Source organism: Enterobacter cloacae complex sp. 418I7, assembly GCF_050030705.1.
Lineage (GTDB): Bacteria > Pseudomonadota > Gammaproteobacteria > Enterobacterales > Enterobacteriaceae > Enterobacter > Enterobacter intestinihominis.
This window is the reverse complement of sequence record NZ_JBLGUU010000001.1, coordinates 2,017,073-2,037,699: the sequence shown is the minus strand read 5'-3', so window position 1 is coordinate 2,037,699 and position 20,627 is coordinate 2,017,073. Positions and strand designations below refer to the sequence as shown.

General features: G+C 56.2%; 17 protein-coding genes. 12 read left to right on the top strand and 5 right to left on the bottom strand.

Annotated features, from left to right (window positions below; all coding sequences use genetic code 11):
• Position 1 precedes the first annotated feature (1 nt).
• From pqqC to pqqF, 4 genes are read left to right on the top strand one after another with little or no spacing between them, the layout of a single operon-like run.
• Positions 2-757: a pyrroloquinoline-quinone synthase PqqC gene (gene pqqC / locus ACQG0S_RS09870; protein ID WP_023306095.1), complete on the top strand. Its 756-nt coding sequence runs from the start codon at positions 2-4 to the stop codon at positions 755-757.
• 2 nt (positions 758-759) lie between these two features.
• Positions 760-1,038 (top strand): pyrroloquinoline quinone biosynthesis peptide chaperone PqqD, encoded by a 279-nt coding sequence (gene pqqD, locus ACQG0S_RS09865; RefSeq protein ID WP_003857508.1) that lies wholly within the window; start codon positions 760-762, stop codon positions 1,036-1,038.
• Positions 1,025-2,167 carry a pyrroloquinoline quinone biosynthesis protein PqqE gene (pqqE, locus tag ACQG0S_RS09860; RefSeq protein WP_045308495.1) on the top strand — a complete coding sequence of 381 codons (1,143 nt, stop codon included), beginning with the start codon at positions 1,025-1,027 and terminating at the stop codon, positions 2,165-2,167. The genes pqqD and pqqE overlap by 14 nt, the downstream gene beginning before the upstream one ends.
• A gap of 5 nt (positions 2,168-2,172) precedes the next feature.
• Positions 2,173-4,449, top strand: coding sequence for a pyrroloquinoline quinone biosynthesis protein PqqF (pqqF, locus tag ACQG0S_RS09855; protein ID WP_048965713.1), 2,277 nt, complete (start codon positions 2,173-2,175; stop codon positions 4,447-4,449).
• 85 nt (positions 4,450-4,534) lie between these two features.
• Here pqqF and ACQG0S_RS09850 read toward each other — a convergent pair whose 3' ends face one another.
• A complete protein-coding gene (locus ACQG0S_RS09850) occupies positions 4,535-6,964 on the bottom strand; it encodes a glucose/quinate/shikimate family membrane-bound PQQ-dependent dehydrogenase (RefSeq protein ID WP_169441061.1) in 2,430 nt (809 codons plus the stop codon).
• Positions 6,965-7,598: 634 nt separating this feature from the next.
• Here ACQG0S_RS09850 and ACQG0S_RS09845 point away from each other — a divergent pair.
• The gene (locus tag ACQG0S_RS09845; protein ID WP_022647949.1) at positions 7,599-7,799 is read left to right on the top strand and encodes a hypothetical protein; all 201 of its coding nucleotides are present in this window, start codon (positions 7,599-7,601) and stop codon (positions 7,797-7,799) included.
• A 46-nt stretch (positions 7,800-7,845) separates the two neighbouring features.
• Here the strand turns inward: ACQG0S_RS09845 and ACQG0S_RS09840 are convergent, their stop codons facing one another.
• Entirely contained in the window at positions 7,846-8,712 is an 867-nt protein-coding gene (locus ACQG0S_RS09840; protein WP_048965712.1) for an aldo/keto reductase family oxidoreductase, read from the bottom strand.
• A gap of 144 nt (positions 8,713-8,856) precedes the next feature.
• On the opposite strand from ACQG0S_RS09840, the gene tcp reads away from it, so the two are divergent.
• Positions 8,857-10,515, top strand: coding sequence for a methyl-accepting chemotaxis citrate transducer (gene tcp, locus ACQG0S_RS09835; RefSeq protein ID WP_048965711.1), 1,659 nt, complete (start codon positions 8,857-8,859; stop codon positions 10,513-10,515).
• Positions 10,516-10,524: 9 nt separating this feature from the next.
• On the opposite strand, the gene smrA is transcribed toward tcp, so the two are convergent.
• Both smrA and ACQG0S_RS09825 read right to left on the bottom strand, forming a co-directional pair.
• Positions 10,525-11,088 (bottom strand): DNA endonuclease SmrA, encoded by a 564-nt coding sequence (gene smrA, locus ACQG0S_RS09830; RefSeq protein WP_048965710.1) that lies wholly within the window; start codon positions 11,086-11,088, stop codon positions 10,525-10,527.
• A 350-nt stretch (positions 11,089-11,438) separates the two neighbouring features.
• Positions 11,439-12,350, bottom strand: coding sequence for a LysR family transcriptional regulator (locus tag ACQG0S_RS09825; RefSeq protein WP_046620072.1), 912 nt, complete (start codon positions 12,348-12,350; stop codon positions 11,439-11,441).
• A 175-nt stretch (positions 12,351-12,525) separates the two neighbouring features.
• On the opposite strand from ACQG0S_RS09825, the gene ACQG0S_RS09820 reads away from it, so the two are divergent.
• The 6 genes from ACQG0S_RS09820 to uspE all read left to right on the top strand — a co-directional run bounded on the left by ACQG0S_RS09820 (position 12,526) and on the right by uspE (position 19,398).
• A complete protein-coding gene (locus tag ACQG0S_RS09820) occupies positions 12,526-13,836 on the top strand; it encodes a M20 family metallo-hydrolase (protein ID WP_048965709.1) in 1,311 nt (436 codons plus the stop codon).
• A complete protein-coding gene (locus ACQG0S_RS09815) occupies positions 13,836-15,281 on the top strand; it encodes a M20 family metallopeptidase (RefSeq protein ID WP_048965708.1) in 1,446 nt (481 codons plus the stop codon). Before ACQG0S_RS09820 ends, ACQG0S_RS09815 begins: the two co-directional genes overlap by 1 nt.
• Before the next feature lie 41 nt (positions 15,282-15,322).
• Complete coding sequence (abgT, locus tag ACQG0S_RS09810; RefSeq protein ID WP_022647942.1) at positions 15,323-16,849, top strand: p-aminobenzoyl-glutamate transporter; 1,527 nt, start codon at positions 15,323-15,325, stop codon at positions 16,847-16,849.
• Between the two features lie 9 nt (positions 16,850-16,858).
• Positions 16,859-17,374 (top strand): methylated-DNA--[protein]-cysteine S-methyltransferase, encoded by a 516-nt coding sequence (gene ogt / locus ACQG0S_RS09805; protein WP_023306088.1) that lies wholly within the window; start codon positions 16,859-16,861, stop codon positions 17,372-17,374.
• 183 nt (positions 17,375-17,557) lie between these two features.
• Positions 17,558-18,310 carry a fumarate/nitrate reduction transcriptional regulator Fnr gene (gene fnr, locus ACQG0S_RS09800; protein WP_000611906.1) on the top strand — a complete coding sequence of 251 codons (753 nt, stop codon included), beginning with the start codon at positions 17,558-17,560 and terminating at the stop codon, positions 18,308-18,310.
• 137 nt (positions 18,311-18,447) lie between these two features.
• Positions 18,448-19,398 carry a universal stress protein UspE gene (uspE, locus tag ACQG0S_RS09795; RefSeq protein ID WP_003857535.1) on the top strand — a complete coding sequence of 317 codons (951 nt, stop codon included), beginning with the start codon at positions 18,448-18,450 and terminating at the stop codon, positions 19,396-19,398.
• A gap of 38 nt (positions 19,399-19,436) precedes the next feature.
• Here uspE and ACQG0S_RS09790 read toward each other — a convergent pair whose 3' ends face one another.
• A complete protein-coding gene (locus tag ACQG0S_RS09790; protein ID WP_022647940.1) occupies positions 19,437-20,549 on the bottom strand; it encodes a mechanosensitive ion channel family protein in 1,113 nt (370 codons plus the stop codon).
• Positions 20,550-20,627: the final 78 nt, after the last annotated feature.

Sequence of the window (20,627 nt, the reverse complement as noted above, 5' to 3'; positions counted from 1 at the left end):
TATGCACATTCGTGAAACGCTCTCGCCGCAAGAGTTTGAACACGCCCTCCGGGCGAAAGGCGCCTACTATCATATTCACCATCCGTACCATATCGCGATGCATAACGGCGAGGCCAGCCGCGAGCAGATCCAGGGCTGGGTGGCGAACCGGTTTTACTACCAGACGACGATCCCGCTGAAAGATGCGGCCATTATGGCGAACTGCCCGGATCCGCACACGCGTCGAAAATGGGTGCAGCGGATCCTCGATCACGACGGCAGCAACGGTCATGACGGCGGGATCGAAGCCTGGCTACAGCTGGGCGAAGCCGTAGGGCTTAGCCGCGACGACTTAATCAGCGAACGCCACGTGCTGCCCGGCGTTCGTTTTGCCGTGGACGCTTACGTTAACTTCGCCCGCCGCGCCAACTGGCAGGAGGCGGCATGCAGTTCGCTCACCGAACTGTTTGCCCCGCAAATTCATCAGTCGCGTCTCGACAGCTGGCCGCAGCACTATCCGTGGATCAAAGAGGAAGGCTATTTTTATTTTCGCAGCCGCCTCAGCCAGGCCAGCCGCGACGTTGAACACGGTCTGGAGCTGGCGAAGAGTTACTGCGATAGCGCAGAAAAGCAGAATCGGATGCTGGAGATCCTTCAGTTCAAACTCGATATCCTATGGTCGATGCTCGACGCGATGACCATGGCCTACGCGCTACAGCGTCCGCCTTATCACACGGTCACCGACAAAGCGGCCTGGCACACAACCCGACTGGTATAAGCATGCAAAAAAACTCCATCGTCGCCTTTCGTCGCGGCTATCGCCTGCAATGGGAAGCCGCTCAGGACAGCCATGTCATCCTTTATCCGGAAGGCATGGCTAAACTCAATGAGACCGCGGCCGCAATCCTCGAACTGGTCGATGGCCAACGCGACGCGGCGGCCATCATTGCCATACTCAACGAACGGTTCCCGGAAGCCGGCGGCGTGGATGACGACGTCGTAGAATTCCTGCAAATCGCTTATCAACAGAAGTGGATTATTTTCCGTGAGCCAGAATAAACCCACCGTCAATCCACCGCTGTGGCTGCTGGCGGAACTGACCTATCGCTGTCCGCTACAGTGTCCTTACTGCTCTAACCCGCTGGACTTTGCCCGGCAGGATCAGGAGCTGACCACTGAACAGTGGATTGAGGTTTTCCGCCAGGCGCGGGCGATGGGCAGCGTGCAGATAGGTTTTTCCGGCGGCGAACCGTTGACGCGTAAAGATCTGCCGGAGCTGATCCGCGCCGCCCGCGATCTCGGTTTTTATACCAACCTGATCACCTCGGGAATTGGCCTGACGGAAAGCAAGCTCGACGCGTTCAGCGAGGCCGGTCTGGACCATATCCAGATTAGCTTCCAGGCTAGCGATGAAGTGCTCAACGCCGCGCTGGCGGGGAATAAAAAAGCCTTCCAGCAGAAGCTGGCGATGGCCAAAGCGGTCAAAGCGCGCGATTACCCGATGGTGCTGAATTTCGTCCTGCACCGGCACAACATCGACCAGATCGATAAAATCATCGAGCTGTGCATCGAACTGGACGCCGACGACGTCGAACTTGCCACCTGCCAGTTCTACGGTTGGGCGTTCCTTAATCGTCAGGGCCTTTTGCCGACGCGGGAACAGATTGCCCGCGCGGAACGCGTGGTTGCCGACTATCGGCAAAAAATGGCCGCCAGCGGCAATCTGACCAACCTGCTGTTCGTCACCCCTGATTATTACGAAGAGCGACCAAAAGGCTGTATGGGCGGCTGGGGGTCGATTTTCCTCAGCGTGACCCCGGAAGGCACGGCGCTGCCCTGCCACAGCGCGCGCCAGCTACCGGTGGAGTTCCCCTCGGTGCTTGATCAGAGTCTGGAATCCATCTGGTATGACTCTTTCGGCTTCAACCGCTATCGCGGGTTTGACTGGATGCCGGAGCCGTGCCGCTCCTGCGATGAAAAGGAGAAGGACTTCGGCGGCTGCCGCTGCCAGGCCTTTATGCTCACCGGGAATGCTGATAACGCCGATCCGGTGTGCAGCAAATCGCCGCATCATCATAAAATTCTGGACGCGCGACGCGAAGCAGCCTGTAGCGACATGAAAATCGGCCAGCTTCAATTCCGCAACCGTACCCGTTCGCAGCTTATCTATAAAACCCGGGAACTGTAGCGATAATGACCCCCCGCATCGTGGAGCTGGCAGGCGGTTTACGCGCAACGCTGGTGCATCAGCCGCAGGCGACACGCGCGGCGGCGCTGGCGCGCGTGAGTGCCGGAAGCCATCACGAGCCACCGCGCTTCGCCGGTCTTGCGCATTTACTTGAGCACCTGCTGTTCCGCGGTAGCCAGCGCTATCAGGGCGACGATCGACTCATGGCCTGGGTCCAGCGTCAGGGCGGTAGCGTCAATGCCACCACGCTGGCTCGCCACAGCGCATTTTTCTTCGATGTGGCCGCCGATAACCTGTCCGACGGCATCGCACGACTGCGGGATATGTTGCAGGCGCCGCTGCTTTCATGCGATGACATACAGCGCGAAGTGGCGGTCATTGATGCGGAAAACCGGCTCATCCAGCAGCATGATTCCGCCAGGCGCGAAGCGGCGGCACGCCACGCGATGGAAGAACCCACAGTTTTTCGCCGTTTTCAGGTAGGTAGCCAGGATTCTCTGGGGCAGGACACGGGATCGCTGCAAACCGCGTTGCGCGACTTTCATCGGCGCTATTATGTGGACGGACATCTGCAATTGTGGCTGCAAGGGCCGCAAACGCTGGATGCGCTGGCCGAGCTTGCCCATACGTTTGCGTCCGGTTTTGCTTCTGGTGGCATGCCTGAAACCGCTCCCCCGTTGCGTCTTAGCGCTGAAGCAGATTTTCAGCTGGCAGTGACAGAGCGACCCGCACTGTGGCGTTGTCCGTTAATTCGAAAAAGTGACAACGTCACCTTATTTCGGGAGTTTTTACTGGACGACGCCCCCGGAAGCCTGATTGCCGGGCTGCGGGCGCGAGGGCTGGCAGAAGATATCACACTGAACTGGCTTTATCAGGATAACGATAACGGCTGGCTGGCGCTAACGGTTGATAGCGAACGACCCGAGGAGAGTGACCCGCATATTACCCACTGGCTACGGGCGCTACAGCAAACGACGGATGAGCAGCAGCGGCATTATTATCGGCTGGCACAGCAGCGTTTCAGCGCCCTGCCGACGCTGGAGCAGCTGCGCCAGCGGGCGTTCGGTTTTGCGCCCGGTGCGGCGCCCGTAAGTTTTTCTGCCTTTTGTGCCGATTTACTGGCGGCGCCCACCTCGTATCTGGCCTGCAAAAAAATTGAAACCGCTGAAATTATCGCCAGTCAGGGGTTTGCTCTGCCGCTTAGCCATTGGCGTCGCCAGCCGGTTGCAGATGATAGCCCCATCGCGTTTTCCTTCTACCCGCAGACTGCCAGGTATGTTACGCCAGCCCCGACGTCAGAAGCCGCTCCGCTGCTGCATTTGTCGGCGCAGACACAACCGCCAACGCTGATCCTGCGCAGGCCTTTTTATTCGTGCCTGGAACGGGCGCAGGGGGTGGCGATGGGCAAACAGTTACGCCCTCTTCTTGCTGAACTGCGCCATATTGACGGCAGCGGCGAGTGGCAAACGGTTGACGGTAGCTGGCAGCTCACCCTGCGGCTTCCTGACGCCGTAGCTACGGCGGAACACATCATCGGGGCGATAATCGATCGCCTCTCCCACCCCGCCCCGGCTCTTACGCCAGTGCCAGAAGGCATTGCCATCCGTGAGCTGCTTCAGCAATTGCCTGAACGTCTGGCATCGGATCCGCCACGGGACGGCTGGCTGGCGGCGCTAGTTGGCGGCAGCGTCGCACACGCGCACGGGTTAGCCCGGCAGCTTGGCCTGCTCCGGGCGCCGGTTAACGCTAAGCCGACGCCATTAAGCGGTTGTCCCGGCGGGATCGAACACATTCCGCACGCCAGCGCGGATTCGGCGCTGCTGGTGTTTATTCCCCTGCCGCCGGGCGCGTCGCTCGCCGCGCTGCGGCTGCTGGCATTATGCTGCGAACCGCAATTTTTCCAGCGCCTGCGCGTGGAACAGCAGATTGGCTACGTGGTCAGCTGTCGTTATCAGCGTATTGCCGATCGCGATGGCCTGCTGCTGGCGTTACAGTCGCCTGACCGCTCTCCCGTGAACCTGTTGGGTTGCTGCAAACAATTTTTGCGTGAGCTGACTCTGTGCGATGAGACGGCGTTCAGCGTATTGCGACAGCAGCTGGCGATGCAAATCCGGTCACCGATGAATGCCAGCGCCACGGCAGTAGCCGCCCTGCGCCAGCGCTATGGTTTACCGGTGTTAACGCCGCAGGCTGTTGATGCCCTGCAACATGACGAGATAATCGCACTATGGCGCGAGATGACTCGCCATCGCCGTCGCTGGCGGGTGCTTTTCACGGGCTGACCGGACCCGCCGCTTTCTTCATATCCGTGTTTTTAGTCAAAAAAAAGCCCCGTACTTCGACGGGGCCAGGTTGCTTATTTCGCTGTTATTTATCCAGCGCGTAGGCAATCACGTAGTCACCACGATCCGGCGACTGGCGTGCACCGCCAGCAGAGATCAGAATGTACTGTTTGCCGGTTTTCGGTGATACATAGCTGATAGGTCCGCCCTGGCTACCCACCGGAAGACGCGCTTTCCACACTTCTTCCCCCGTAGAGGAATCAAAGGCGCGCAGGTAGTAATCCTGGGTTCCCGCAATGAAGACCAGACCGCCCTGCGTGGCCAGCGTACCGCCCAGCGTCGGCATACCGACAGGCATTGGCATACGCATTTTTACCCCAAACGGACCGGTATCCTGTACGGTACCGACCGGCACCTGCCAGACGATTTTCTGCGTTTTCAGGTCAATGGCGGAGAGAGAGCCAAACGGTGGTTTCTGGCACGGAATGCCCAGCGGTGACATGAAACGGTTTTTGTTGACCGAATACGGCGTTCCTTTCATCGGAACGGCGCCCATCCCGGCGTTCACGGCTTCACCACCCGTATTTGCCACCGCGCTCTGCGGATCTTGCTTAATCAGCTGAACCCACAGGCCCAGACGCATGTCATTGACGAAGATATACTGGTTGTTCGGATCGGTGGACAAACTGCCCCAGTTCATTCCCCCCAGCGAGCCCGGGAAGCTCAGGGAAATATCGGTTCCCGGCATCGTGTACAGACCGTCATAACGCATTGATTTGAAGCTGATACGACAGGCCAGCTGGTCAAACGGCGTCGCCCCCCACATATCCGATTCTTTCAGGGTTTCTGCGCCAATCTGCGGCATCCCCACAGAGCGAGGCTGCGTTGCCGGGTACTGTTCACGTGGAATATCCGCTGGTTTTACCGAAACCTCTTTCACTTCAGTGAGCGGTTTACCCGTCAGGCGATCGAGAACGTAAATTTGCCCCGCTTTAGTGCCCACTACCACCGCGGGCTTGTTGCCCTCTTTCGTTGGGAAATCAACCAGGCTCGGCTGCATCGGGATATCGAAATCCCAGAGGTCGTTATGCACGGTCTGGTATACCCACTTCTCTTTCCCGGTAGTCGCATCCAGCGCGAGAATTGAGGTGGCGTATTTGTGATCTTCCGGAATACGGTCAGCGCCCCACAGGTCGACAGAGGAACTTCCCATCGGGATAAACACGGTATTCATCGACGCATCCCAGGACATAGGGGCCCAGGAGTTTGCGGAGCTGCGTTTGTAGTGTTCGCCCGGCTTCAGAACATAGTTCGGATCCGGATTACGCGGATCGAACGCCCAGCGCAGCTGGCCGGTGATCACGTCATAACCACGTATTACGCCTCCCGGCATATCGGTGCTGACATTATCCGCAACGCGGCCGCCAACCACGACCGTGGTACCCGCCAGCGTCGGGGCCGACGTCAACACATAGGTTGGATCTGACGCGTCGCCCATTCCTTCATGCAGGTTAACGCTGCCGTCAGTGCCGAAATCCGGGCAGAATTTGCCGTTATCGGCGTCTAACGCGATCAGCTTACCGTCAATGGTATTCATCAGGATACGGCGCTGGCATGCCGCGCCCGGTGCGACCTGCGCTGGCAGAACCGGCGTGGAGCCGGCTACCGTTGGCTGTGCCAGCGGTTTGGTGGCATCAAAGTACGCCAGGCCACGGCAGCGCATCCAGATGGCAGACTTAGCGTTGATTTCCGCTTTCCAGATCTCTTTCCCGCTATCGGCATCCACGGCGATCACGTTGTTATGCGGCGTACAGAGGAAGACACGATCGTCTACCTGTAGCGGCGTTTGCTGATCTTCTGCGCCATTGCCATCCGGACTTTGCGGAATATCACCGGTATGGTAGGTCCAGACCGGTTTCAGGTTTTTCACGTTGTCACGGGTTATCTGGTCCAGCGCCACAAAGCGACTACCGCCAGCCGTATTACCGTAGTGATCCCAGTTCTGCTGTTTCGCCTCTTCTTTTACCGGCACCAGCGGGCGCTTTTCGCCGCTAAACGGCACGGTCGGATGGGGTTGAAACATCTGAACAAAGGTGACACCCATGCCGATAATAAGGACCGCGCAGACCGCTATCGCCCCTTTCGTGGAGGACGGTTTTCCTTCACGCTTACGCAATGCAGGCCAGGTGGCTGCTGCCAGCACCATCAGCCCGGCGGGTACCATTAATCGGGAAACCAGGGGCCAGAAGTCGAGTCCGGCATCGAAAAATGCCCAAATCAGGGTGCCAAGAAACACCAGAGCAAACAGCCCTACGGCAGAGGATTTGCGGCGGAAAAACTGAATAGCAGAGAGCAGCGTGAAAACCCCGGCAATGAGAAAGTACCAACTCCCCCCCAGGGAAGCCAGTTTAAAACCGCCGATGGCAAAAAACAGCCCCGTCACAAGAAGTACCACACCCACCAGCAGGCACCACGGGCCTAACCAGCCCAATGGGCGGGGATTATTGTCTGACATAAAAATGAATCTCCTGATTACTTTATATAAAGCAGGGTTTTATTAACTGCCACGATGTTAAAACCCTGCACAACGCTAATTGTTCGTATGCGAAGCATAAATTAAAAAGAGACCGTAGACAAAATCTATTATGTCGGAAGAAATGAAAACCAGCGAAATTACATGGGTTTAACAGGGTTAAAATAGCGAATATCGCTAACTACGTCACCTATGCTGGAATATATGACCAGCCGGAAGTTGCTTAAAGGATTAATATCAGGATTCCCCCAAGGCCGGTCTTATAGCGTCAGATTTTTACAGCTGAGCCTTCAAACAGAAGATTTAATTAAGCAATAACCATGAATAAGCACAGGGATAAACCTGAGTTAAGTTTCAGGAAGAAATTATCAATAATTTTAGAGCGTCTGGTGCGTTGAACATTCCGTCATTATCAGCACTGAAAATGTGACTTTCCGCATCAAAGCGGACTCACAGAGTGACAATACAAACACTATTAAATCACTTAATGAAGTCTTGAATCACAGAAAATCCAAACAGTAATTCACTGCGCCTTCACTAGCCATTGACTTTAAACCAAGACTAGCGCATATTTTACAGCACAAATTAACAAGACAATTTTTGGAGGACGTTTTCTATGCCAGCCCGTGATTATCCCGACAAGCGTGTTGCTCGCGGTGTAGCAAAGGAGGCCGATCTCAGGATGTTAAGTGCGCGCATCGATCCAGCGCTGATGGAGTACATCCGCATTACTGCGTATGAAACACGGAAAAGTAAGCAGGAAATCGTGGCGGAAGCGTTAGCACTTCACCGCCAAAGGAATCAGATTGCGTCATAAACACCAAAAGCCCGAAAAATCCCCCGGGCTTTTGCTGCTGTCTGGATTACTCCACCAGCGTATTTAACGTCTCCAGCGCCTCAGGCGGCAATACCAGATCGGCTGCCGCCAGGTTTTCACGCAGATGCGCCACCGAAGAAGTACCCGGGATCAAGAGGATATTTGGCGAGCGTTGCAGCAGCCATGCCAGCGCCACCTGCATAGGCGTCGCATCCAGTGAATCCGCCACCGCCTGTAGCCCGGAAGATTGCAATGGCGTGAAACCACCCAGTGGGAAGAACGGCACCCAGGCAATCCCCTGCTGCGCCAGCGAATCTACCAGCGCATCGTCACCGCGATTCACCACGTTGTACATGTTCTGTACGCATACCACGGAAACCATCTTCTGCGCTTCACCCACCTGCGAAGCGGTGACGTTGCTCAGCCCAATATGGCGAACCAGCCCCTGCTGTTGCAGCTCCGCGAGGGTGCTCAGCGGCGCGGCAATCGAGCCTTCCGCTGGTCCGTGGGCGCTAAACATAATCCGCAGGTTAACCACGTCCAGCACATCTCGCTTCAGGTTACGCAGGTTGTCATGCACCGCCTGCGTCAGCTCCTGGGCGGAAAACGCCGGCAGCCAGGAGGCGTCCTCGCCGCGTCGGGCTCCGATCTTGGTCACAATCGTAAGGTCGTCCCGGTAGGGATGAAGCGCCTCGCAAATAAGCTGGTTGGTCACATGGGGGCCGTAAAAATCGCTGGTATCAATGTGATTTACCCCCGACTCTACCGCTTCACGCAACACCGCCAGCGCCGCATTTTTGTCTTTTGGCGGACCAAAAACGCCAGGTCCGGCAAGCTGCATCGCGCCATAGCCAAACCGTTTAACCGTACGCGTTCCGAGCGTGAATGTTCCGCATTTATCTATGCTGCTCATGCTGACCTTCCTCATAAAAATGATCCGGGTTTACAACAGGTTCCGCAACGAAACCATTAGTTAAGCAATAGTAAAATTAAAGTTTAAATTCGCTACGACGATAGTATTGATGTAACCCTGCCTCTTCTATTACGGATGACCGCCATGCTGAAAAATCTGCACGTGATTACCGGTATTATCTTTGCCCTCACCATATTCTGTCTGCTGCAAGTTGTCACGGGAGGGTTGTTCTACTCTGCCGTTAACAACGATCGTCACAACTTTCAGAACTCCGGGTTGCTCAATGCCCAGCAGGAGAGCCTGAGCGACAGTGTGAACACCCTGGTGAAAACGCGCGTTACCGTCACCCGCGTGGCGATCCGCTACCTGAAAAACCAGCGCGACCCGGCCTCTCTCGCGGCAATCAATACGCTGCTGGGCACCGCGAACGGTTCGCTGGCCAAAGCCGAAGACTATTACAAAAACTGGCAGGTGATTCCGCAGGTGAAGGGGCAAAATGCCGCGCTCACCGAAGAGATGCAGAAAGCCTGGAAGAACATGCACGAGGTAATGCGCTTGTCCATTGCGTACTTGCGCGCCGATAACTATCAGGCCTATGGCGACCTGGACGCCCAGCAGGCACAGGATGAGATGGAGGCGGTCTATACCCGCTGGCGCGCGGAAAACAACGTCCTGCTGAAAGCCGCCGCCGAAGAGAACCAGAACAGCTTTACCCAGATGCAGTGGACGCTGGCGGCGATCTTCCTGACCGTTATCGCCGTGCTGGTGGTGATCTGGCAGGGTTTACAGCACCTGCTCCTGAGACCGCTCAACGCCATCATGAACCATATTCGCACCATCGCGAGCGGCGATCTGACGCAAAACGTCGCGATTACCGGGCGCAACGAAATGGGCCAGCTGGCCGCCGGTCTGCATGAGATGCAACAGTCGCTGGTCAGCACCGTCAGCGCCGTGCGCGGCAGCACAGATTCTATCTACACGGGCGCAGGAGAAATTGCCGCCGGGAGTAACGACCTTTCCGCCCGAACCGAGCAGCAGGCAGCCTCGCTGGAAGAGACCGCCGCCAGCATGGAAGAGCTGACGGCCACGGTGAAACAGAACTCGGATAACGCTCGTCAGGCGACGCTGCTGGCAAAGAATGCGTCTGAAACCGCCGCACGCGGCGGCCAGGTGGTGAATAATGTAGTGCGTACCATGAATGACATTGCCGACAGTTCTCAGCAAATTGCTCATATCACCGGCGTTATCGATAGCATTGCCTTCCAGACCAACATTCTGGCGCTCAACGCGGCGGTTGAAGCCGCCCGTGCCGGCGAACAAGGCCGCGGCTTTGCGGTCGTGGCAGGCGAAGTACGGACGCTGGCCAGCCGCAGCGCGCAGGCGGCAAAAGAGATCAAAGGGCTTATTGAAAACTCCGTCAGCCGGGTGAATACCGGCTCGGAACAGGTGAGCGAGGCGGGTGCGACCATGAAAGAGATCGTCGCGGCCGTGACACGCGTAACCGATATTATGGCTGAAATCTCGTCGGCGTCTGACGAGCAAAGCCGCGGTATTGAACAGGTCAGCCTGGCGGTCTCGCAGATGGACAGCGTAACGCAGCAAAACGCCGCGCTGGTACAGGAGTCGGCAACGGCGGCGGCGGCGCTGGAAGATCAGTCTGAACAGCTGCGCCAGGCCGTGGCGGCATTCCGGCTGAACATGCAGGAAAACACCGCTCCGCGGCCAAAAAATACAAAAGCACCGCAACTGTTGCGTCCCGCCACGGTCAGTGCCTCAGGTGACACAAACTGGGAGACGTTCTAGGCCTTACCGTTAACGGCTGCGCTTGGCGTGACGTTCCCAGTTCTCCTGTTTCGCCTCATCGGATTTTTGGAGTGAAACATAACATGCCCCGCTGCCGCCGTGATGCGGCAGCGCCACGCAGAAAGCCTGCACGTCCTCGAACTCGGTTAACCAGCGGGCAAGATAACTGCGCACCACGTTCGGGTGCGAATTCTGCTCGCGGCCCTTCCCGTGAATGATAATCAGGTTACGTAAACCGTCGCGGCTGGCCTGGCGAATGAAGGCGTACAGCATCTGGCGGCAGCGTTCGGCGGGCTGACGCAACAGATTTAAGCTGGCCTGTCGGGCGTATTTACCCGAGCGCAGCTTGTCAATAACGCCCTGCTGAACGCCCTCGCGCTGGAACATCAGCGGCTCTTCAAGCGGCAAGAGTTCCAGGAAACCCAGTGTGAGAAAGTTGTCGAGCTGCTCGGTATCGATCTCCTGGCGAACCCGGGTATTACGGCTTTGCTGCCAGTGGATATCGGTGCAGCGTTTCAGGGGCTGGACATCCTCCATGGCGTCAAGAAAAAGTGATTTGTCGTCAGGGTTCATGGAAATCCTCCGGGCACATCGGGGCTTGTACTATACCTGCACCGGGCAGGGGCCTCAATAACCCTTACCGCAAGGGGCAAGATAAATATTAATCTGATGAATATATATAGCTACCATTAAAGTTATTTAAATATTACTTAACTAAAACTACAGCAGAGTTAAAATAAGTGATTTGCGTTGAAATTTTGTAAAACCAATGACGTGCCGCCTTTCTTTTTTCAGGAAAGATGTTATACCTAAATATACCTGCCTCATGGATATAATACCCAGGATTTGCGAAAGGACGCACTGCTGTGTGTACTGTAGGGTCTGTCTGATGTCGGACAGGCTCTATTTTTTCTTTGGCAATTTCACGATAAAACTATTTTTCTCGCTTCCCTTCTGAATTGTGTAATTAATGATTCAGCCAGGGGCGTCTGGCGTGCATCACGGCGCTGAATTAAATAATAGGCCGCTCTGGGAAGTGTTTCCACAACCGGCAGCATGACCAGCCGGTGCGCCAGCAGCGGGTCGCAGCCCAACTCCTGCGGCAGCACGCTCAGGAAGTCACTTTGTGCGACAAGGCTAATACAGGACGAAAAGGTTTCGCAAACGACGCCAATACGCGGTATCTGCGAGCGATGATGAAATATATCCTCAAGCTGCTTATAATAACTTCCCCGCGGCGTTGGCATTGTCCAGTTATAATGAAGAAGTTCATTAATAGAGGTAGCCCCCAACGCCGGATGTCCTTCCCGACAAAATACCGCAAAAGGTTTCTCAAAGAGTTTTTCAAACGTAAATTCGTGATCGTAAGGCCCCTGATAATAGGTATTGATGGTAAAGTCCAGCTCACCCTGGCGTAATTCATTGATCATTGATACCAGCTGACCTTCCATAATCCGCACCTTGATCTGAGGATGCTGCGCATGAAAACGGGAGATAACGGCGGGCATCAGGCTGCGCGCCACGCTGGCACCCATCCCAATATTGATCTGCCCGGTCAGCTCCCCCTGACGCTGACGGATATCATCCTGCGCTGCGCGAAGCTCTTCCAGAATCAAATTAGCGCGGTGATAAAACCCTTCCCCGCACTCGGTCAGGGCGACACCTTTACTCCGGCGCACAAACAGCTGTGCCGCCATGCCCTCTTCCAGCTCTTTAATGGATTTAGTCAGCGCGGGCTGCGAAAGATTCAGCACCCGGCTGGCTCCGCGAATACTGCCCTGACGCGCCACTTCGACAAAAGCCCGAATTTGATGAAATTTAATCTGAAATGACATAGCCCGACCGATAACCGTTGTTTATCAGAGTAAAGAAACTGTCATCTACTTTAATGGAATCGGATGTGCGAGGGTAATTCCTGAACGGTTAAAACTGTGAAAAATCGCTTAGTGATAAGTAAAAACTATCACAGCGTGAAGCAGTTCACATATTTTAATGATGACAGGAAAAGATATGAACGCACTGGCGCAGTACATCCACACATTATCCCCCCAACTGAGCGCATGGCGTCGCGATTTTCACCATTTCGCGGAATCCGGCTGGGTGGAGTTTCGCACAGCCGCGAAAGTCTCGGAGATCCTGGACTCGCTGGGTTACGAGCTGGCGATGGGTCGCGATGTCGTGGATGCCGAAAGCCGGATGGGGTTGCCCGATGACGCAACCCTGGCGCGGGAATTTGCCCGCGCCCGCGCGCAAGGCGCACCGGAGAAATGGCTCGCGCCGTTCGAAGGCGGGTTCACCGGCATTGTCGCGACCCTGAATACTGGTCGCCCCGGCCCGACGCTGGCCTTTCGCGTGGACATGGATGCGCTTGATCTGAGCGAAGCGCATGACGACAGCCACCGGCCGTACCGCGACGGTTTTGCCTCCTGTAACCCGGGCATGATGCACGCCTGCGCGCATGACGGCCACACCACCATTGGTCTGGGGCTGGCGCAGGTGCTTAAGCAGCATGAAGCCCAGCTCAACGGCACCATCAAACTGATCTTCCAGCCTGCCGAAGAGGGTACGCGCGGCGCCCGCGCTATGGTCGCTGCAGGGGCGCTGGACGACGTGGACTACTTTACCGCCATTCATATTGGAACCGGCGTTCCGGAAGGGACGGTGATCTGCGGCAGCGATAACTTCATGGCGACCACTAAATTTGACGTGCGCTTTACCGGCGTTGCCGCACACGCTGGCGGTAAACCGGAAGAGGGCCGTAACGCCCTGCTCGCGGCGGCCCAGGCCGCTATCGCGCTGCATGGCATCGCGCCCCACAGCGAAGGCGCGTCCCGGGTTAACGTCGGAGTCATGCAGGCGGGCAGCGGACGCAACGTGGTTCCGGCTAATGCGTTACTTAAGGTTGAAACCCGCGGTGAAAGCGAGGCCATTAATCAGTATGTCTTCGATCGCGCGCAGGCGGTGATTACCGGCGCGGCAGCGCTCTACGGCGTAACAGCCGGGATAAACCTGATGGGGGCGGCGACCTCCAGTGCCCCCTCCCCGGCCTGGGTCGATTATCTGCGCGAACAGGCAAGCCAGGTGCCCGGCGTGACTCATGCCATTAATAAGGTCAAAGCGCCTGCGGGCTCCGAAGATGCCACGCTAATGATGGCCCGCGTGCAGCAGAACGGCGGCATGGCCTCGTATATGGTCTTCGGCACCGAACTGAGCGCCGGACATCACAACGAAAAATTCGATTTTGATGAGCAGGTGATGAACGTTGCTATCGAAACACTGGCGCGAACTGCGCTTAATTTCCCGTGGACGCGAGGTGTGTAATGCAGGAGAACTACGCTTTTATCGCTGATGCCATCGACACGCGATGTCAGACGTTTACCGATATTGCCGACGACATCTGGGATCATCCCGAAACGCGCTTTGAAGAGTTCTGGTCCGCCGAACGGCTTGCCAGCGCGCTGGAAGCCGAGGGCTTTACCCTGATGCGGGAAGCCGGAGGCATTCCCAACGCCTTTATTGCCAGCTACGGCAGCGGCAAGCCCGTTATCGCCCTTCTGGGCGAATACGACGCCCTGGCCGGGTTGAGCCAGCAGGCGCACTGCGCGACGGCGCAATCCGCCACCCCGGGGGCTAACGGCCATGGCTGCGGGCATAACCTGTTGGGTACTGCTGCCTTTGCCGGTGCGGTGGCGGTGAAAAGCTGGCTGGAACAGCACGGCGGCAGCGGAACGGTACGATTTTACGGCTGCCCCGGCGAGGAAGGCGGCTCCGGTAAAACCTTTATGGTGCGTGAAGGATTATTTGACGACGTGGACGCTGCCGTGACCTGGCATCCGGAAGCCTTTGCCGGGATGTTTAACGTCAGCACGCTGGCCAATATTCAGGCCGCCTGGCGGTTTAAGGGGATCGCCGCCCACGCCGCAAACTCCCCACATCTGGGACGTAGCGCGCTAGATGCCGTGACGTTGATGACCACCGGCACAAACTTCCTCAACGAACACATCATTGAAAAAGCGCGCGTTCATTACGCCATCACCGATACCGGCGGAATTTCGCCTAACGTGGTGCAGGCTCAGGCAGAAGTGCTGTACCTGATCCGCGCTCCGGAGATGGCCGATGCGCAGCAGATCTACGCGCGCATCGAGAAAATCGCCCAGGGCGCAGCGATGATGACCGAAACCACTGTCGAGTGTCGCTTTGATAAAGCCTGCTCCAGCTATCTGCCGAACCGTACGCTCGAAGCGGCCATGTACCTTGCATTGCAGCATTACGGCACGCCGGACTGGACGGAAGAAGAACGCGAATTTGCCCGTGAAATCCGCGCCACGCTCACGGCAAACGACCTGCAAAACAGCCTGAAAAACATTGCCGCAACGGGAGCCGAAGAGGGAAAAGCCTTTGCCCGACGCCATCAGGAGACGCTGCTGGTGGATGAAGTTGCCCCTTACGCCATCACCGATAACGTGCTGGCTGGCTCCACCGACGTGGGGGATGTCAGCTGGAAGATGCCTGTCGCACAGTGCTTTAGCCCCTGTTTTACCGTCGGCACCCCGCTGCATACCTGGCAATTGGTGGCGCAGGGGCGTACCTCTATTGCCCATAAAGGCATGCTGATGGCCGGAAAAGTGATGGGGGCGACCGCGCTGCATCTGCTTCAGGATGCCGACCTGCTGCGAAAATGTCGGGAAGAATTCGAACAACACATAACACAAAAACCGTACGAGTGTCCGATCCCGCAGGACGTGACACCGTCACCTTTAAAATAAAAAAACACAACACAACACAACAACAGTCCCGAGGAACGCCCATGAGTATGTCTTCCATACCTTCGCATTCCCCATCCGGTAAGCTCTATGGCTGGGTTGAAAGGATCGGCAATAAAGTGCCGCACCCTTTCCTGCTTTTTATCTATTTAATTGTCATCCTGATGGTCGCGACAGCCGTGCTGTCCGCCTTTGATGTGAGCGTGCGCAGCCCGGCCGACGGCAGCATGGTGGCCGTAAAAAATCTGCTCAGCGTGGAGGGGTTGCACTGGTTTTTGCCGAACGTGATTAAAAACTTCAGCGGTTTTGCGCCGCTGGGTGCCATCCTGGCGCTGGTGTTAGGCGCGGGTCTGGCCGAACGCGTGGGTCTGCTGCCCGCGCTGATGGTGAAAATGGCCTCGCACGTCAGCGCGCGTTATGCCAGCTATATGGTGCTGTTTATTGCCTTCTTCAGCCATATCTCGTCCGACGCGGCGCTGGTGATCATGCCGCCGATGGGAGCGCTGATTTTCCTCGCCGTTGGCCGTCATCCTGTTGCGGGCCTGCTGTCGGCGATCGCGGGCGTCGGCTGTGGGTTTACTGCTAACCTGCTTATCGTGACCACCGATGTGCTGCTCTCCGGCATCAGCACGGAGGCAGCCAGCACCATCGATGCGGCCATGCACGTCAGCGTGATCGACAACTGGTACTTTATGGCCAGTTCGGTGATTGTCCTGACGATTGTCGGGGGGCTGATTACCGATAAGATCGTTGAGCCGCGCCTGGGTAAATGGGAAGGCCGGAGCGATGAAAAGCTGGAGACGCTGAGCAAAGAGCAGCAGTTCGGCCTGCGCGTCGCCGGGATCGTCTCGCTGGCATTCATTGCGGCTGTGGCGCTGATGGTGGTGCCGGAGAATGGCGTGTTGCGCGATCCGATCAAACACACCGTACTTCCCTCGCCGTTTATTCAGGGTATTGTGCCGCTGATAATTCTCTTCTTCTTCGTCGTTTCGCTCGCCTACGGCATCGCTACCGGAAAAATCCGCCGTCAGGGAGATCTGCCGCACCTGATGATCGAGCCGATGAAGGAGATGGCGGGTTTTATCGTGATGGTGTTCCCGCTGGCGCAGTTTGTGGCCATGTTTAACTGGAGCAACATGGGCAAGTTTATGGCCGTGAGCCTGACGGACGCGCTGGAGGCGGCGGGGTTGAGCGGGGTTCCGGCGTTTGTCGGCCTGGCGCTGCTGTCGTCCCTGCTGTGCATGTTTATTGCCAGCGGGTCGGCCATCTGGTCGATTCTGGCCCCCATCTTTGTCCCCATGTTTATGATGCTCGGCTTTCATCCGGCGTTCGCCCAGATCCTGTTCCGTGTCGCCGATTCTTCGGTGATCCCGCTGGCGCCCGTGTCACCCTTCGTTCCGCTGTTTTTAGGCTTCCTGCAACGCTACAGACCGGAGGCTAAGCTGGGTACCTACTATTCGCTGGTCTTGCCCTATCCGCTTATCTTCTTAGGGGTATGGCTGGTGATGCTGGTGGCGTGGTATCTTGTCGGCCTGCCGATTGGACCGGGTATTTACCCGAGGCTGAACTAAGGAATACTGATGCTGAGATTACTCGAAGACAAGATTGCGACACCGCTGGGGCCGCTGTGGGTTATCGCGGATGAAGCGTTCAATCTTCGCGCTGTTGAGTGGGAAGAGCACAGCGACCGGATGGTTGAGCTGCTCAACATTCATTATCGCGCCGAGGGTTACGAGCGTATTACAGCCCGTAATCCTGGCGGGCTGAGCGATAAACTGGCGGCCTACTTCGAGGGCGATCTCAGCATTATTAATACCCTGCCAACCGCCACGGCGGGTACCCCTTTTCAGCGCGAGGTGTGGCAGGCGCTACGTAACATTCCCTGCGGGCAGGTGATGCACTACGGTCAGCTGGCAGAGCAGCTTGGCCGTACCGGCGCGGCGCGCGCAGTCGGTGCGGCGAATGGCTCAAATCCCGTCAGCATTGTGGTGCCTTGCCATCGCGTGATCGGGCGCAACGGCACCCTCACCGGCTATGCCGGGGGCGTACAGCGTAAAGAGTGGCTGCTGCGTCACGAAGGGTATTTTCTGCTGTAATTCCCAGGCTTTTTGTGCTTAATTTTCTTCCTGTTAGGCTAATAATCCTTAATCATTCTGTGGAATTTCAAGGAGATGGCAACTCGCTGCCGTCTCTTGTCTTTATTGGGGGTTTGCCAGACTTACGTCCTTACCAAAAAGATGTTAAAATTGACCAATATCAATTAAGGCTTGAGCAAACCTATGATCCCGGAAAAGCGAATTATACGACGCATTCAGTCTGGCGGTTGTGCTATCCATTGCCAGGATTGCAGCATCAGCCAGCTCTGTATCCCGTTTACTCTGAATGAGCATGAACTCGATCAGCTTGACAATATCATCGAGCGCAAAAAGCCTATTCAGAAAGGGCAGACGCTGTTTAAAGCGGGAGACGAACTGAAATCGCTCTATGCTATCCGTTCTGGCACCATCAAAAGCTACACCATTACCGAACAGGGCGACGAGCAGATCACTGGCTTCCATCTGGCGGGCGATTTAGTCGGCTTTGACGCCATCGGCAGTGGCCATCACCCGAGCTTTGCTCAGGCGCTGGAAACCTCTATGGTTTGTGAAATCCCGTTTGAAACGCTGGACGATCTGTCCGGTAAGATGCCGAACCTGCGTCAGCAGATGATGCGTCTGATGAGCGGTGAGATCAAAGGCGATCAGGATATGATCCTGCTGCTTTCCAAAAAGAATGCCGAAGAGCGTCTGGCCGCCTTTATCTATAACCTCTCCCGCCGTTTCGCGGAACGTGGCTTCTCCCCACGCGAATTCCGTCTGACCATGACGCGTGGCGATATTGGTAACTATCTGGGCCTGACCGTGGAAACCATCAGCCGTCTGCTGGGTCGTTTCCAGAAGAGCGGAATGCTGGCGGTTAAAGGTAAGTACATCACCATTGAAAACGGTGAAGCCCTGGCCATTCTGGCGGGTCACTCACGTAACGTGGCATAACTCTCCCGGATATCTTATGCCAGGTCGATAAATTTTCATGATTATTGATCTGGCAAAAACTTCCCCCCTGTTTCATTCAAGATATATAGGTTACTCTTTTACTTACAGACTGTGGTGACAGTAGTAAGGAGACCTGTATGGCAAAGTATCAAAATATGCTGGTGGCTATCGATCCGAATCAGGACGATCAGCCAGCATTACGACGTGCTGTGTATTTACATCAACGGATTGGTGGCAAAATTAAAGCCTTTTTGCCGATTTATGACTTCTCATACGAGATGACCACCCTTCTGTCGCCTGACGAGCGCACCGCTATGCGTCAGGGAGTGATCAGCCAGCGTACCGCGTGGATCCGCGAGCAGGCGAAGTATTATCTGGAAGCGGGCGTACCTATCGATATCAAGGTGGTCTGGCACAACCGTCCTTTCGAAGCCATTATTCAGGAAGTGGTGGCCGGTGGGCATGACCTGCTGCTGAAAATGGCGCACCAGCATGACAAACTGGAATCCGTGATTTTCACCCCGACCGACTGGCACCTGCTGCGCAAATGCCCTTGTCCGGTATGGATGGTGAAAGATCAGCCGTGGCCTGAGGGCGGGAAAGCCGTCGTGGCGGTCAATCTGGCCAGCGAAGAGGATTATCACAATTCGCTGAACGAGAAGCTGGTGAAGGAGACCCTTCAGCTTGCCGACCAGGTTAACCATACCGAAGTCCATCTGGTGGGAGCCTATCCGGTTACGCCAATCAATATCGCCATCGAGCTGCCTGAATTTGACCCGAGCGTGTATAACGACGCGATTCGCGGTCAGCATCTGCTGGCCATGAAAGCGCTGCGCCAGAAATTCAGTATCGATGAGAACATGACCCACGTAGAAAAAGGGTTACCGGAAGAGGTTATTCCGGATCTGGCGGAGCATTTGCAGGCCGGGATTGTGGTGCTGGGCACCATTGGCCGGACCGGTATTTCTGCCGCGTTCCTGGGTAATACCGCCGAGCAGGTGATCGACCATCTTCGCTGCGACCTTCTGGTTATCAAGCCGGATCAGTATCAGACGCCGGTTGAACTGGACGATGAGGAAGACGATTGACCCCAAAATGAAAGCCCGCCGGTAACGGCGGGCTTTTTTTATTGCGCTTCGCTCAACCGTTGCGCCGGTGCCTCGTCGCCAGCATTCATCCAGGGCGCGTGCAGAACCATGCTCGGCAGCGCCAGCTTGATTTCCTGCTGGTTCAGCCCCTCCAGAATACGAATATTGATCTCCTGCTGAATATCCATGTACTTGTTGTAATCCGCCGTATTAACGATATGGACCACCTCGAAGGTCAGGCGATCGCGATCGAAGCCCAGGAAATGGGCGCGGTCAAACTTCGTTTCCCCGACGTCGGTAATGATCTGTTTGACCATATCACCCACTGAACGCAGTTTTTCCGGCGCCGTGTCGCTGGCGACCCCGAAGGTAAAGACGATCCGGCGCGTTTGCATCCGCTTGTAGTTATGCAGCGTCTGTTGCAGCAGGATGGCGTTCCCGCAGACAATCTGCTCCCCGCTCAGGCTACGGATACGGGTGGTTTTCAGGCCGATGTGCTCTACCGTCCCGGCGACATCGTTAAACACCACAAAATCGCCGATTTCGAACGGCTTATCAAAACCGATGGAGAGCGATGCAAACACGTCGCTCAGGATCGTTTGCACCGCGAGGGCGATAGCAATACCCCCTACCCCAAGGCTGGCAACCAGAGCAGTGATGTTGACGCCCGCGTTAGCAAGGATAGACAGCAGCATCACTGACCAGACAATGGCACGGAGGATAAGCCCCGTGATCACCAGCGTCACCGGGTTTTTATGGCTTCCCGGCGCCAGCATGACGTGACGAAGCCACGACACCACCCCCTGATCCATCCACAGCGCCACCTGGATAGCGAAGACCAGAAACCAGGCGTGGCTCACGGTACCAAAGAGATGATCCGGTAAGTCGACGAAACGCAGGCTGAACAGCAGCGCCACGACAAAAAGCAGGAAGCGGCTGGTGCGGTTAAGCATATCCGTCAGGATAAAACGCATCCGGTTGGTGGTGGGATGCTTGTCGCCCCAGGTGGTGATCCCTTTCTTAACAAAGGCGATCAGGCGCGTCAGCAGCCAGTACACCAGCAGAGTTACAAAGACTACCGTGGCGACGCCAATCCAGAATGATGGCGTCATCATCAGCGCGATGATGTCAAAGCGGGACAGAAATTGCATTACACCTCCTCGTATTACACAAAGGGTAAAGTATAGACAGAGGAGAATGGCTGACCGCAGAAATAAGAAAACCGCCCC

Coding starts and splice junctions, on each gene's coding strand:
- pqqC (WP_023306095.1), top strand. CDS start 2: ATGCACATTCGTGAAACGCTCTCGCCGCAAGAGTTTGAACACGCCCTC.
- pqqD (WP_003857508.1), top strand. CDS start 760: ATGCAAAAAAACTCCATCGTCGCCTTTCGTCGCGGCTATCGCCTGCAA.
- pqqF (WP_048965713.1), top strand. CDS start 2,173: ATGACCCCCCGCATCGTGGAGCTGGCAGGCGGTTTACGCGCAACGCTG.
- ACQG0S_RS09850 (WP_169441061.1), bottom strand. CDS start 6,964: ATGTCAGACAATAATCCCCGCCCATTGGGCTGGTTAGGCCCGTGGTGC.
- ACQG0S_RS09845 (WP_022647949.1), top strand. CDS start 7,599: ATGCCAGCCCGTGATTATCCCGACAAGCGTGTTGCTCGCGGTGTAGCA.
- ACQG0S_RS09840 (WP_048965712.1), bottom strand. CDS start 8,712: ATGAGCAGCATAGATAAATGCGGAACATTCACGCTCGGAACGCGTACG.
- tcp (WP_048965711.1), top strand. CDS start 8,857: ATGCTGAAAAATCTGCACGTGATTACCGGTATTATCTTTGCCCTCACC.
- smrA (WP_048965710.1), bottom strand. CDS start 11,088: ATGAACCCTGACGACAAATCACTTTTTCTTGACGCCATGGAGGATGTC.
- ACQG0S_RS09825 (WP_046620072.1), bottom strand. CDS start 12,350: ATGTCATTTCAGATTAAATTTCATCAAATTCGGGCTTTTGTCGAAGTG.
- ACQG0S_RS09820 (WP_048965709.1), top strand. CDS start 12,526: ATGAACGCACTGGCGCAGTACATCCACACATTATCCCCCCAACTGAGC.
- ACQG0S_RS09815 (WP_048965708.1), top strand. CDS start 13,836: ATGCAGGAGAACTACGCTTTTATCGCTGATGCCATCGACACGCGATGT.
- abgT (WP_022647942.1), top strand. CDS start 15,323: ATGAGTATGTCTTCCATACCTTCGCATTCCCCATCCGGTAAGCTCTAT.
- ogt (WP_023306088.1), top strand. CDS start 16,859: ATGCTGAGATTACTCGAAGACAAGATTGCGACACCGCTGGGGCCGCTG.
- fnr (WP_000611906.1), top strand. CDS start 17,558: ATGATCCCGGAAAAGCGAATTATACGACGCATTCAGTCTGGCGGTTGT.
- uspE (WP_003857535.1), top strand. CDS start 18,448: ATGGCAAAGTATCAAAATATGCTGGTGGCTATCGATCCGAATCAGGAC.
- ACQG0S_RS09790 (WP_022647940.1), bottom strand. CDS start 20,549: ATGCAATTTCTGTCCCGCTTTGACATCATCGCGCTGATGATGACGCCA.